We start from the raw sequence: 12,875 nt of genomic DNA, 5'->3' as shown, positions 1-12,875 counted from the left end.
AACTAACGACCCCAGACACCAACCAACCCATCCACCAGACGATGAACAAACCAGCCGACGCCAGGACCATATTGGCATCAAAAACTTGGCACACTGTTGAGTTCTCAAGAAACAGACACACACCGCCGAAACCCGAGTCACCTGACCCGAACCCCGGACCGGGGCAACCTCTGAAACTTACCTGATCGATTCCGGCCAGTCAACTTGCGCTGTCGTGGCCCTCGTCTCTCAGTTCCACATCCCGTGGGCGTGACACAGTCACTCGCTTCGGTGTGGACTCGCCATCCCCGGGACCGGCCGCCCAGCCTCTCGGCCTAGCGTCCGTGCCTCCCTAGGGGGCAACGAGGTGAAACATTACGGGGCGGGCGAGCTGCCGTCAAACGACCGGGCGCAGGCCCGAAACCGACCCTGCGCAGGCGCCCTGACCTGCGGTTATACCTAAGCCGGCGGCCGCTAGCACCGCTCCGGAGCGGGAATCTCGCCCTGTGCGGTCGTTCACACGGCGTGCCGCCGCGTCAGGTGCCCTGCGCACCGCTATACGTGCGCGCCCGAGACGCGACGACGCCCGCCGGCCGAGGGGGCAGGCGGGCGTCGTCGTGAGCACCGGGCGGTCAGCCGCCGGGGACCTCGGCGACCGCGAGGTTGCGCCTGCCCCGGCGCAGGAGCACCCAGCGTCCGGCGAGCAGGTCCTCCGCCGCGAGCACGTGGTCCTCGTCGCTGAGCTTGACGTTGTTGAGGTAGGCACCGCCCTCGGCGATGGTCCGGCGCGCGGCGGAGCGGCCGTTGGCCAGGCCGGTCGCCACGAGGAGGTCGACGAGGTTGGACTCCCCCACCACCGCCTCCCCGCGCGGCAGCTCGGCGACCGCGTGCCCAAGCGTCTCGGGATCCAGGTCCCGCAGCTCCCCCCTCCCGAACAGGGCGCTCGAGGCCCGCTCCACCCGCTCGGTCGCCTCGGCCCCGTGCACGAGGGTGGTGACGTCCTGCGCGAGGGCTCGCTGCCCCTCCCTCGCCTGCGGCCGCTCGGCCACCGCGGTGACGAGCTCAGCGATCTCCCCCCGGCTGCGGAAGGTGAAGATCTTGAGGAAGCGCTCGACGTCGCCGTCGTCGGTGTTGAGCCAGAACTGGTAGAAGGCGTAGGGGCTCATCATGTCCGGGGCGAGCCACACCGCCCCGCCCTCGCTCTTGCCGAACTTCGTGCCGTCGGCCTTGGTGATGAGCGGGGTGGTCATCGCCTGGACGCCGGTGGCGTCGGCCTTGCGGATGAGCTCGACGCCGGAGAGCAGGTTGCCCCACTGGTCGTTGCCGCCCGTCTGCAGGGTGCAGCCGTAACGGCGGTGCAGCTCCCGGAAGTCCATGCCCTGGAGGATCTGGTAGCTGAACTCGGTGAAGGAGATGCCCTCGTCGCTGGCCAGCCGCCGGGCAACGGTGTCCTTGGCGAGCATCGTGCCCAGCCGGTAGTGCTTCCCGATCTCCCGGAGGAAGTCGATGGCGCTGAGCTCGCTCGTCCAGTCGAGGTTGTTGACCATCCGCGCGGCGTTCTCGCCCTCGAAGTCGAGGAACGGCTCGATCTGGCGGCGCAGGCGCTCGGTCCACTCGCCCACGACGTCGCGGTCGTTGAGCGTGCGCTCCCCCGACATGCGCGGGTCACCGATGAGCCCGGTAGCCCCGCCGACGAGCGCGATGGGCCGGTGGCCGGCGCGCTGGAGGTGGCGCAGGAGGATGAGCTGGACGAGGTGCCCGTGGTGGAGGCTGGGTGCCGTCGGGTCGAAGCCGCAGTAGTAGGTGACCGGTCCCGCGGCGAGGGCGGCGCCGATGGCGTCGCGGTCGGTGGCCTGGGCGATGAGCCCGCGCCACTCCAGCTCCTCGAGGATGTCACTCACGTCTGCGTACCTTCCTGGTCGGTCGGGGCCGGTCCGGCCCCGGGACTAGTGTGCCCCGTCCGTCGTGCCGGCTCGTCCGCCGTCCGTGGGACGACGACGACGGCGCACCCCCGGTCGGTAGGTCGAGACGGTGGGGTCGCCGGGCAGCCAGAAACGCCACGGGTAGGTCTCGCCGTCGCCGCCCGGGCCGGAGACACCGACCCGCGGCCCGGTGGCGATCTCCTCCGCCGCGGCGGCGGGGGCGAGGAGCTCGGCCCGCCCGCCGGGTGAGAGCACCACCCCGTTGTCCGGGCGTGCCAGGCCGAGCGCCTGGGCCATCCGGGCCGGCCCGCGGGCGAGGTCGACGTCCTTCTTCGCGGCCGGGCGCCGCGAGCGCGCCAGCTCGACGCCGTCGACCACCTCCCCGGCCCGCAGCAGGACGGCGCTGGCGCGCCCGTCCTCCCCGCAGACGACGTTGGCGCACCAGTGCATGCCGTAGGTGAAGTACACGTACAGCCGCCCGGGCGGGCCGAACATCACCTCGGTGCGCGGGGTGAGGCCGCGGTAGGCGTGGGAGCCCGGGTCGTTGGCGCCGTCGTAGGCCTCGACCTCGGTGAGCCGGACGGTCACCGCCCCTGCGTCGTCACGCACCGTGAGGTGCGCGCCGAGCAGGAGCGGTGCCACGTCCAGTGATCCCTGGGTGAGGTCGAGCATCAGGCGCTCTCGTCCCCCGTCCAGGCGCGCAGCTGCGCGAGTGCGGCACGCGCCGACTCGAGCTGCTCGGCGACGCGGTCCGGCGCGGTGCCCCCGCGCCCGTTGCGGGAGGCCACGGAGCCCTCGACGCTGAGCACCGCACGCACCTCGGGGGTGAGGTGCGGGGAGATCGCCGCGAGCTCGTCGTCGGTGAGGTCCCACAGCTCGGTGCCGGCGTTCTCGCAGGCCTGGACGCACGCTCCCGCGATCTCGTGGGCGTCGCGGAACGCGACGCCCTGCCGCACCAGCCACTCGGCGATGTCGGTGGCCAGCGAGAAGCCTTGCGGGGCGAGCTCGGCCATCCGGGCCGTGTCGAAGGTGAGCGTGGCGACCATGCCCGAGACGGCCGGGAGGAGCGCCGAAAGGGTGTCGACGCCGTCGAACACGGGCTCCTTGTCCTCCTGGAGGTCCCGGTTGTAGGCGAGCGGCAGGCCCTTGAGCGTGGCGAGCAGACCGGTGAGGTTGCCGATGAGGCGCCCGGCCTTGCCGCGCGCGAGCTCGGCGACGTCGGGGTTCTTCTTCTGCGGCATGATCGAGGAGCCGGTGGAGAAGGCGTCGTCGAGGCGGACGAAGCCGAACTCCTTGGTGGCCCACACGATGACGTCCTCGCTGATCCGCGAGAGGTCCACGCCCACCATCGCGACGACGAAGGCGAACTCGGCGACGACGTCGCGCGAGGCGGTGCCGTCGATGGAGTTCTCCACCGAGTCGGTGAAGCCGAGGTCCGCCGCCACCGCTCGCGGGTCCAGCCCGAGGGAGGAGCCGGCGAGGGCGCCGGAGCCATAGGGCGAGACCGCCGCCCGCCGGTCCCAGTCCACCCAGCGCTGGACGTCGCGCAGCAGCGGCCACGCGTGGGCGAGCAGGTGGTGCGCCAGCAGCACCGGCTGGGCGTGCTGGAGGTGGGTGCGTCCGGGCATGACCGCGCCCGGGTGGGCTGCGGCCTGGTCGACGAGGGCGCCGACGACGTCGAGCACTCCCCCGGCCAGCAGCCGCGCCTGCTCGCGCAGGTAGGAGCGCACGAGGGTGGCGATCTGGTCGTTGCGCGAGCGCCCGGCGCGAAGCTTGCCGCCCAGCGCGGGGCCGGCCCGCTCGATGAGGCCGCGCTCGAGGGCGGTGTGGACGTCCTCGTCGTCAGGCTGGGGTGCGAAGGCGCCGGAGACGACGTCGGCCTCGAGGCGGTCCAGCGCCTCGAGCATGCCGGTGAGCTCGGCGTCGTCGAGGAGGCCCGCCGCCGCCAGCGCCCGGGCGTGCGCCCGGGAGCCGGCGATGTCGTGGCGGGCCAGACGCCAGTCGAAGTGCGTCGAGCGGGACAGCTCGGTGAGCGCGTCGGCCGGCCCGCCGGCGAAGCGCCCACCCCACAGGCTCAGCGGTGCCTCAGCCATTGCTCGTCTCCAGCGAACCGGAGCCGAGGTCCACGGCGTTGCCGAAGACGGCGTCGCGGGCGGCGGCGAGCTTGGCGGTGAGGCCGTAGATCTCGATGAAGCCCTTGGCGTTGGACTGGTCGAAGGTGTCGCCCGAGTCGTAGGTGGCGAGGTTGAAGTCGTACAGGCTCGTGTCGCTGCGGCGGCCGGTGACCACGGCGCGGCCCCCGTGCAGGAGCAGGCGGATCTCGCCGGTCACGTAGCGCTGGGTGTCCTCGATGAAGGTCTCGAGGGAGTGCTTGAGCGGGGAGAACCACTGGCCGTCGTAGACGAGCTCGGTCCAGCGCTGGTCCACGCCCTTCTTGAAGCGCGCCTGCTCGCGCTCGACGGTGACGTTCTCCAGCTCCTGGTGGGCCGTGATGAGCGCGATCGCGCCGGGGGCCTCGTAGACCTCCCGGGACTTGATGCCGACGAGGCGGTCCTCGACGATGTCGATCCGGCCCACGCCCTGGGCGCCGGCGCGGCGGTTGAGCTCCTGGATCGCCTGGAGCGGGGTGACGGGCACGCCGTCGATCGCGACGGGGACGCCCTCCTTGAAGGTGATGACGACCTCGTCGGGCACCGGCGGGAAGGCCGGGTCGTCGGTGTAGCTGTAGACGTCCTTGGTGGGCGCGTTCCAGATGTCCTCGAGGAAGCCGGTCTCGATGGCCCGGCCCCAGACGTTCTGGTCGATGGAGAACGGGTTGTTCTTCGTCGTCTCGATCGGCAGGTTGTGCTTCTCGGCGTACCCGATGGCGACGTCGCGGGTGAGGGCGAGGTCGCGGACCGGCGCGAGGCACTTGAGGTCGGGCGCGAGGGAGGTGATGCCGACCTCGAAGCGGACCTGGTCGTTGCCCTTGCCGGTGCAGCCGTGCGCCACCGTGGTGGCCCCGAACTGGCGGGCGGCGCGGGCAAGGTGCTTGACGATGACCGGACGCGAGAGGGCCGAGACCACCGGGTAGCGGTCCTGGTAGAGGGCGTTGGCCTTGAGCGCCGGCATGCAGTACTCCTCGGCGAACTCATCACGCGCGTCGGCGACGTAGGCCTCGACGGCGCCGCAGTCGAGGGCTCGCTGGCGGATGACGTCGAGATCCTCCCCGCCCTGGCCGACGTCGACGGCGACGGCGATGACCTCGGCGCCGGTCTGCTCGCCGATCCAGCCGATGGCCACCGAGGTGTCCAGCCCGCCGGAGTAGGCGAGCACCACCCGCTCCTTGCCGGAGGTCGGGGTGGTCGTGGGGGTGGTGCTGTCAGTCATGCGGGGTCTCTTTCCATGGATGGTGCGGGAATGCGGTCGGCCGGCGTGCGGGCCGGTGCGGGGGTGGTCGGGGCCGCGAGGGCGAGGAGACGGTCGGCGAGCTCGGCGCCGGCCTCCTCGTCGCGGGCGATGACGAGGACGGTGTCGTCCCCGGCGATGGTGCCGAGGACACCGGGCAGGACCGCGGTGTCGACGGCGGAGGCGAGCAGCTGGGCGGCGCCGGCGGGGGTGCGGAGCACGACGAGCGCGCCGGCCCGGTCCGCCGAGACGAGGAGCTCGCCGCACCAGCGCGCCAGGCGCGCGACGCTGTGCCCCTGCTCAGGGGCGACGGGCGGGGCCATCGCTCCGGCCGCGCCCTCCTGCGGCAGGGCGTAGACCTGACGGCCGTCGGGCAGGGTGATCTTCCCCGCGCGCAGCTCGACGAGGTCGCGCGAGAGCGTCGCCTGGGTCACCTGGACGCCGTGGGCGGCCAGCTGCGCGCTGAGCTCGCTCTGGGAGGAGATGCGCTCGTGGGTGAGCAGCCGCGCGATGAGGGCGTGACGCGCCGGCCGGGTGACGGGCATGCTCACGGCGTGCCCCCGAGGAGGTGGACGAGGACGGCCTTCTGCGCGTGGCGGCGGTTCTCCGCCTCGTCCCAGATGACCGACTGCGGCCCGTCGACGACCTCCGCCGTCGCCTCCATCCCGCGGTAGACCGGCAGGCAGTGGAGGAAGACGGCATCCTCGCCACGCGCCATGAGGCGCTCGTCGACCCGGTAAGAGACGAAGGGCGACTCGCGCTCCCCCGCCTCGCCCTCCTGGCCCATCGACACCCACGTGTCGGTGGCGACGGCGGTGACGCCGTCGACGGCCTCGTCGGCGTCGGTCGTCACGAGCACGCGGCCACCGGTCTCGGCCGCGATGGCGCGCGCGCGCTCGACGACGGCCGGGTCGGGCGCGTAGTCGGCGGGCGCGCCGATCCGCACGTCCATGCCGGCGGTGACGCCGCCGAGCAGGTAGGAGTGGGCCATGTTGTTCGCGCCGTCGCCGAGGTAAGCGAGGGAGCGGCCGGCCAGCGCAGGGCCCTCGGCCGCGAGGCCGCCGCGGTGCTCGGCGATGGTCTGCAGGTCGGCGAGGATCTGGCAGGGGTGGAACTCGTCGGTCAGCGCGTTGACGACGGGCACGGCGCTGACGGCGGCGGCCCGGTCGAGCCCGGCCTGGGCGAAGGTGCGCCACACGATGGCGGCGACGTGCCGGTCCAGCACGCGCACGGTGTCCTCCACCGACTCACCGCGGCCCACCTGGGTCGACGCGGAGTCGAGGACGAGCGGGAAGCCGCCGAGCTCGGTGATGCCGACGGAGAACGAGACCCGGGTGCGAGTGGAGGCCTTGTCGAAGAGGACGCCGACCGAGCGGCCCGCGAAGGGGCGCGGGGCGACCGTGCCGGCCTTGAGCTCGAGCGCGAGCTGCAGGACGGAGCGCTGGGCGTCGACCGACAGGTCGTCGTCACGCAGGAAATGAGCGGTCATGCGGCACCTCCGGCGGCGTCGAGGATGGCGGGCAGGTCGGCGAGGAAGCCGGCGGCCTGCTCGTGGCTGAGGACGAAGGGCGGGGCGAGGCGGATGGCGTCGGGCGCGACCGGGTTGACGATGTAGCCGGCCGCGAGCGCCGCCTGCGCCACCTGGGGCGCGACGGCCCCGGTGAGCATGATCGCCAGGAGCAGGCCCTCGCCGCGCACGCCCGCGACGAGCGGGTGGCCGAGCGCGGTGACGCCCTCGCTCAGCTGGCGGCCGCGCTCGGTGACGGCGGCGAGCAGCCCGTCGCGCTCGATGACATGCATCGTGGCGAGGGCGGCGGCGGAGGCGACGGGGTTCCCGCCGAAGGTGCTGCCGTGCTGGCCGGGGCCGAGCAGGGTGGCGGCATGCTCGCCGAGGGCGACGACGGCGCCGATCGGCAGCCCGCCCGCGAGCCCCTTGGCGAGGACGACGACGTCGGGCACGACCCCGCCGCCGACGTGGTCGTGATGGTGGGCCATCCACCGCCCGGTGCGGCCCATCCCGGTCTGCACCTCGTCGAGGATCAGCAGCGCGCCGTGCCGGGAGGTGAGCTCGCGGGCGGCGGCGAGGTAGCCGGGGGGCAGCGGACGCACGCCCGCCTCCCCCTGCAGCGGCTCGAGGACCAGGGCGGCGACGTCGTCGTCCATGGCGGCGGCCAGCGCGTCGACGTCACCGAAGGGCAGGTGCTCGACGCCGCCGGGCAGCGGCGCGAACGGCTCGCGGTAGGCGGCTTTGTGGGTGAGGGCGAGCGCGCCCATGGTGCGGCCGTGGAAGGCGCCCTCGAGGGCGAGGATCCGCGGGCGGGTGCCCTCGCCGTGGCGGCGGGCCAGCTTGAACGCGGCCTCCATCGCCTCGGTGCCGGAGTTGGCGAGGAACACGCGTGACCCGGCCGGCGCGCCACCCGGCGTGACGACCTCGAGCAGCCGCTCGGCGAGGTGCACCTGGGTGGGCGTGGCGAAGAAGTTCGAGACGTGGCCCAGCGTCCCGAGCTGCGCGGAGACCGCGGAGACGAGCGTGGGGTGGGCGTGGCCCAGGGAGTTGACGGCGATGCCGGCGAGGAGGTCGAGGTAGCGGCCGCCGTCGGCGTCCCACACCCACGCCCCCTCCCCGCGCACGAGGACGCGCTGGGGCGGGCCGAAGGTGTTCATCAGGGCGCCGGTGTAGCGCTCGGCCCACACCGCCGCCGGCTGCTGGGTCTCGGGGACGATGTCGCTCACGGTGCCTCCGGGTGGGTGGAGCTGGTGGCCCAGTCGGGCAGGACGAGGGTGCCCACGCCCTCGTCGGTGAAGATCTCCAGCAGCATCGAGTGCGGCTGACGGCCGTCGATGATGTGCGCCTGCGGCACCCCTCCGCGCACCGCGCGCAGGCAGGCTTCCATCTTGGGGACCATGCCGGACTCGAGGTCGGGGAGCATGACGGTGAGCTCGCTCGCGGCGATGCGCCGCACGATCGAGGAGCGGTCGGGCCAGGAGCGGTACAGGCCCTCGACGTCGGTGAGGACGACGAGCTTGCGCGCCCCGAGCGCGACGGCGAGCGCCGCCGCGGCGGTGTCGGCGTTGACGTTGAGGACCTGGGAGGGGTCGGTGATGTCCGGCGCGATCGTCGAGATCACCGGGATCCGGCCGGCGGCGAGGAGGTCCTCGACGGCGGAGGGGTGGACCTCGACGACGTCCCCGACGAGGCCGACGTCGACCGGCTTCCCGTCGACGACGGCGGTGCGGCGCTCGGCGCGCAGCAGCCCGCCATCCTCGCCGGAGATGCCGACGGCGTGGGCGGTGTCCACGTTGAGGAGGGAGACGAGGTCGCGCTGCACCTGTCCGGTGAGGACCATCCGCACGACGGCCATCGCCTCGGGGGTGGTGACGCGCAGGCCGCCGCGGAACTCCGAGGCGATCTGGAGGCGGTCGAGCATCGCGGAGATCTGCGGACCACCACCGTGGACGACGACCGGCTGCATGCCGACCTGGTGGAGGAACAGGACGTCCGCCGCGAAGGCGCGCTGGAGCTTCTCGTCGACCATCGCGTTGCCGCCGTACTTGATGACGACGCGGGTGCCGGCGAAGCGGCGCAGCCAGGGCAGGGCCTGGAGCAGGACCTCGGCCTTCTGGTCCGGGCGCAGGCTGTCGGGGAGCTCGGTCATGTCGAGTAGGCGCTGTTCTCGTGGACGTAGTCGTGGGTGAGGTCGTTGGTCCACACGGTGACGGGCGGCGCGTCCCCGGCGTGGAGGGCGATCTCGACGTGGACCTCACGGTTCGCCGCGAGGTCGACGAGCGAGCGGTCCTCGCCCACGCCCCCGGCCCGGCACACCTGGACGCCGTTGACGGTGACGTCGAGGAGCAGCGGGTCGTAGGGGGCGACGTCCTCCGGGACGGTGCCGGCGGCGGCGATGATGCGGCCCCAGTTCGGGTCGTTGCCGAACATCGCGGCCTTGAACAGGTTGGAGCGGGTGACCGCGCGGGCGACGGCGAGCGCCGCCGTCTCGCTCGTCGCGCCGGTCACGGTGACGGCGACGTCGTGGCTGGCGCCCTCGGCGTCGGCGATGAGCTGACGGGCCAGCTGCTGGGTGGCGGCGGTGAGCGCCTCCTGGAAGGCGGCCGGCTCGGGGCGGATCCCGCTGGCGCCGGAGGCGAGGAGGATGACGGTGTCGTTGGTCGACATCGCGCCGTCGGAGTCGATCCGGTCGAAGCTCAGCCGGGTGGCCTCGCGGAGCACGGCGTCGGCCTGCACGGCGTTGAGCTCGGCGTCGGTGGTGAGGACGCAGAGCATCGTCGCGAGCGCCGGGGCGAGCATGCCGGCGCCCTTGACCATGCCGCCCACCGACCAGCCCTCGCCCTGCACGTGGACGGTCTTGGCGACGCTGTCGGTGGTCATGATCGCCTCGGCCGCGTCCGGGCCGCCGTTGGCCGACAGCGCAGCGGCCGCCGCGTCGATGCCGGCGGTGAGGGCAGGCATGTCGAGCCGCTCGCCGATGAGGCCGGTGGAGCAGACGAGGACGTCACCGCTGGAGACGCCGAGCCGCTCGGCGACGTGCTCGGCGGTGGCGTGGGTGTCGGCGAAGCCGTCGGGGCCGGTGCACGCGTTCGCGCCACCGGAGTTGAGGACGACGGCGCGCGCGATCCCGTCCCCGACGGCGGTGCGCGACCACACGACGGGGGCCGCGACGACGCGGTTGGTCGTGAAGACGGCGGCGGCGACGGCGGCGGGCCCGTCGTTGACGACGAGCGCGACGTCCTTGCCGCCGGAGCTCTTGAGGCCGGCGGCGACGCCCGCGGCCCGGAAGCCGCGTGCTGCGGTGACGCTCACGGGGCGACTCCCACGGTGGTCAGGCCCAGCTGCTCGGGCAGCCCGAGCGCGAGGTTCATGGACTGGACGGCGGCACCGGCGGTGCCCTTGACGAGGTTGTCGATCGCGCAGACGGCGACGACGCGGCCGGCGCGCTCGTCGACGGTGACCTGCACGTGGGCGGTGTTCGCGCCGAGGGTGGCCGCGGTGGTGGGCCACCGACCCTCGGGTAGGAGGCGGACGAAGGTCTCCCCCGCGTAGGCGTCCTCCCACGCGGCCCGGACCTGCGCCGTCGTCGTCCCCGGGGTGAGCGGGGCGGTGACGGTGGCGAGGATGCCGCGGGCCATCGGCACGAGGGTGGGGGTGAAGGAGAGGCGCACGTCGGCCGCGCCGGCGCGGCGCAGGTTCTGCTCAATCTCGGGCACGTGCCGGTGGCTGCCGCCGACGGCGTAGGGCGTCGCGGTGCCCAGGCCCTCGGAGGCGAGCAGGTGCGGCTTGAGGGACTTGCCCGCCCCGGAGTAGCCGTTGGCGAGCACGGCGACGACGTCGCCCGGGTCGACGACGCCGGCGCTGACGCCGGGCTGGAGTGCGAGGGTGACGGCGGTGACGTTGCAGCCGGGCACGGCGACGGTGCGGGCCTCGCGTAGGATCTGGCGCTGGGCGGACGCGGTGCCGCTTTCCCCCGCGTGGCGCAGCTCGGGCATGCCGTAGGGCCAGGCGCCGGCGAAGGTGCCGCCATAGAAGTGGTCCCAGTCGGCGACGTGCTCGAGGCGGTGGTCGGCGCCGCAGTCGAGGAGCAGCGGCGTGGGCCCGTCGAGGGCGGCGAGCGCGTCGGTCAGCTCACCGGAGGCGCCGTGGGGCAGGGCGAGGACGACCACGTCGTGCCCGGCCAGACGCGTGGGGTCGGTGGGCTCGAGGAGCCGGTCGACGAGCGGCAGAAGATGGGGCTGGTGCTGCCCGAGGAGGTCACCGGCACTGGCGTTCGCGGTGAGCGCGCCGATCTCGACCTCGGGGTGGGCGAGGAGCAGGCGCAGGACCTCGCCCCCGGCATACCCACTGGCCCCGGCCACGGCTACAGATACAGTCACCCGCATAACTATACACACGGGTGAATGAGGCGCCACATGGCCGCCCCGGCGCGCCCGGCGGCCGGACCGAGACTCAGCGAGGCTTGCCATCTCTCAGCCGTCGAAGCGAAATGCTCGCAGAGAGCCAGCGCCGTGGTCTCGGGTCTCCTGATAGCCGCGACCCCCGGCTCTGGCTCCTAGAACGTCGGGGTGTCCGCGAAGTGCTGCTGGCGGCGGCGCACGCGGGTCACCCGGCCCCCGGGGTGACGGCGGTACATGTGGCCGCTGGGGGTCACCCACTCGTAGGCGCCGCTGCCCAGACGGCGGAGCTGGAACTCGCCGCTGGTCTTGAGGATGTGGTCGTGGGTGCACAGGTCCTCCAGGCCGAGCATGGAGGTCGTGCCACCGGCGTTCCACGGGACGATGTGGTCCAGCTGGCAGCGGCGAGCGGAGTGAGTGCAGCCGGCGCGGACGCACGTGCCGTCCCGCAGCCGGATGCGCTCGGCGAGCTCGGCGGGTGGCCGGTAGCGGGTGCGTCCGTAGTCCAGGACGGTGCCGGAGAGCGGGTCGGTCACGATCCGGCGCCACGTCCCGCCCAGCGCCACGGCCCGGGCGGCGGCGGGAGAGATGGGCCCGTAGCCCTCGAGCGTGGCGACCTCGGCGGGCTCCCGGTCGAGGAAGGCGAGCATGGCGTCCTCGTCGGGCAGTGGGACGAGCTCCGCCCCGGTGCCGTCGGCCAGCTTCGTCGCCGGCAGGCCGAACTGCCTGGCGATGTCGGGCGGGAGCAGGACCGAGAGCGGGACGAGGACGCGGATCTGGGCGCGCTGGCCACCGATGTGGCCCACCGGCATGTGCCAGCGGCGGGGGACGGTGCCCGGACCGTCGGGGGGCGGATCGCCGTCGGGAGGCGGGGGCGGGTCTGGTGGCACCTCGGGAGCGGCCGACCCGACTGCGGGCGCACCTGTCCCCTCTGACCGCTGATCGGGTGGGTCGGCGCCAGCCGGATCGGCCTCCGGAACGGGAATCTCGGCGACCGGGGCTGCAAGTAAGTCAGGCTCCCCCTGCTCGCCATGCGGGTCCGACGCCACCTGTTGGTCGACAGCGTCCGGCTCCCGCGGTGCAGGTCCCTCAGGCGCCTGCGCCGCTCCACCGTCGGCATCGTGCGCCGTTCCGGTATCGGGCTCGTCACCCGCCGGATAGTCGGGACGTGGCTGGTCGGCACCCACCACTGATCCCGGCGGCAGCCCGACGTACCCGAGCTCGAGCGCGGTGTGGCCCATGAGGGAGAGGATGTCGGCGCGGAGCTGGTCGAGCGTGCGGTCATCGCCCCCGGCCTGGGCGGAGCGGGCGGCTGCCTGGAGCGCGAGGTCGATGGCCGCGGCGTCGGTGGCGGGCAGGACCGCGCGGATGCAGGCCATGCCGTCGGGCAGCTGACGGGGGTGCTCGACCCGCCGCCGGGCGCGGGCGCGGGCGTGGAAGAGGTCGGCGTCCTCGTGGCTGAGGGCGATGACGGCCTTCTTGATGGCCTCGATGAGCTGGCTGTGGGTCTGGGTGCCGGCGTCGTCGATAACGCAGTCCTGGACCAGGACCGCGACCTCGACCGGGTAGTCCTCCAGCATCGAGACGATCGTCGTGGCCTTGCGGGCGTCGATGTGCCCGGTGGCCAGCGCCTGACCGGTGAGGGCGAAGACGTTCTCGAAGGCGCGGGCGTTGCTCACGATC

Annotated in this window: 11 protein-coding genes; all 11 read right to left on the bottom strand. The window is 73.4% G+C overall.

The annotated features are described in order from the left end of the window. Window positions 1-611: 611 nt before the first annotated feature. Window positions 612-1,880 (bottom strand): tyrosine--tRNA ligase, encoded by a 1,269-nt coding sequence (gene tyrS / locus M3148_RS16665; protein WP_251305855.1) that lies wholly within the window; start codon window positions 1,878-1,880, stop codon window positions 612-614. Window positions 1,881-1,925: 45 nt separating this feature from the next. Then, on the bottom strand, window positions 1,926-2,573 hold the full coding sequence (locus tag M3148_RS16660; RefSeq protein ID WP_251305854.1) for a DNA-3-methyladenine glycosylase: 648 nt from the start codon (window positions 2,571-2,573) through the stop codon (window positions 1,926-1,928). Beyond that, entirely contained in the window at window positions 2,573-3,994 is a 1,422-nt protein-coding gene (gene argH / locus M3148_RS16655) for an argininosuccinate lyase (protein WP_251305853.1), read from the bottom strand. Before argH ends, M3148_RS16660 begins: the two co-directional genes overlap by 1 nt. After that, window positions 3,987-5,270 carry an argininosuccinate synthase gene (locus tag M3148_RS16650; RefSeq protein WP_251305852.1) on the bottom strand — a complete coding sequence of 428 codons (1,284 nt, stop codon included), beginning with the start codon at window positions 5,268-5,270 and terminating at the stop codon, window positions 3,987-3,989. The genes argH and M3148_RS16650 overlap by 8 nt, the downstream gene beginning before the upstream one ends. Continuing rightward, a complete protein-coding gene (argR, locus tag M3148_RS16645) occupies window positions 5,267-5,833 on the bottom strand; it encodes an arginine repressor (RefSeq protein ID WP_251305857.1) in 567 nt (188 codons plus the stop codon). Before argR ends, M3148_RS16650 begins: the two co-directional genes overlap by 4 nt. A 2-nt stretch (window positions 5,834-5,835) precedes the next feature. Then, window positions 5,836-6,777, bottom strand: coding sequence for an ornithine carbamoyltransferase (argF, locus tag M3148_RS16640; RefSeq protein ID WP_251305851.1), 942 nt, complete (start codon window positions 6,775-6,777; stop codon window positions 5,836-5,838). Continuing rightward, window positions 6,774-8,021: an acetylornithine transaminase gene (locus M3148_RS16635; RefSeq protein ID WP_440136968.1), complete on the bottom strand. Its 1,248-nt coding sequence runs from the start codon at window positions 8,019-8,021 to the stop codon at window positions 6,774-6,776. Before M3148_RS16635 ends, argF begins: the two co-directional genes overlap by 4 nt. After that, a complete protein-coding gene (argB, locus tag M3148_RS16630) occupies window positions 8,018-8,944 on the bottom strand; it encodes an acetylglutamate kinase (RefSeq protein ID WP_251305850.1) in 927 nt (308 codons plus the stop codon). Before argB ends, M3148_RS16635 begins: the two co-directional genes overlap by 4 nt. Beyond that, complete coding sequence (gene argJ / locus M3148_RS16625; protein WP_251305849.1) at window positions 8,941-10,107, bottom strand: bifunctional glutamate N-acetyltransferase/amino-acid acetyltransferase ArgJ; 1,167 nt, start codon at window positions 10,105-10,107, stop codon at window positions 8,941-8,943. Before argJ ends, argB begins: the two co-directional genes overlap by 4 nt. Then, window positions 10,104-11,180, bottom strand: coding sequence for an N-acetyl-gamma-glutamyl-phosphate reductase (gene argC / locus M3148_RS16620; protein ID WP_251305848.1), 1,077 nt, complete (start codon window positions 11,178-11,180; stop codon window positions 10,104-10,106). The genes argJ and argC overlap by 4 nt, the downstream gene beginning before the upstream one ends. Before the next feature lie 170 nt (window positions 11,181-11,350). Further along, on the bottom strand, window positions 11,351-12,875 hold a 1,525-nt coding region (locus M3148_RS16615), incomplete at its 5' end, for an HNH endonuclease (protein WP_251305847.1).

It is taken from the genome of Georgenia satyanarayanai, assembly GCF_023715365.1.
GTDB lineage: Bacteria > Actinomycetota > Actinomycetes > Actinomycetales > Actinomycetaceae > Oceanitalea > Oceanitalea satyanarayanai_B.
This window is presented reverse-complemented; position numbering and strand designations above follow the sequence as displayed.

Bases quoted from the DNA above. Each gene is read 5' to 3' on its own strand.
- argC (WP_251305848.1), bottom strand. From the start codon at position 11,180: ATGCGGGTGACTGTATCTGTAGCCGTGGCCGGGGCCAGTGGGTATGCC.
- argH (WP_251305853.1), bottom strand. From the start codon at position 3,994: ATGGCTGAGGCACCGCTGAGCCTGTGGGGTGGGCGCTTCGCCGGCGGG.
- M3148_RS16660 (WP_251305854.1), bottom strand. From the start codon at position 2,573: ATGCTCGACCTCACCCAGGGATCACTGGACGTGGCACCGCTCCTGCTC.
- argR (WP_251305857.1), bottom strand. From the start codon at position 5,833: ATGCCCGTCACCCGGCCGGCGCGTCACGCCCTCATCGCGCGGCTGCTC.
- argB (WP_251305850.1), bottom strand. From the start codon at position 8,944: ATGACCGAGCTCCCCGACAGCCTGCGCCCGGACCAGAAGGCCGAGGTC.
- M3148_RS16650 (WP_251305852.1), bottom strand. From the start codon at position 5,270: ATGACTGACAGCACCACCCCCACGACCACCCCGACCTCCGGCAAGGAG.
- argF (WP_251305851.1), bottom strand. From the start codon at position 6,777: ATGACCGCTCATTTCCTGCGTGACGACGACCTGTCGGTCGACGCCCAG.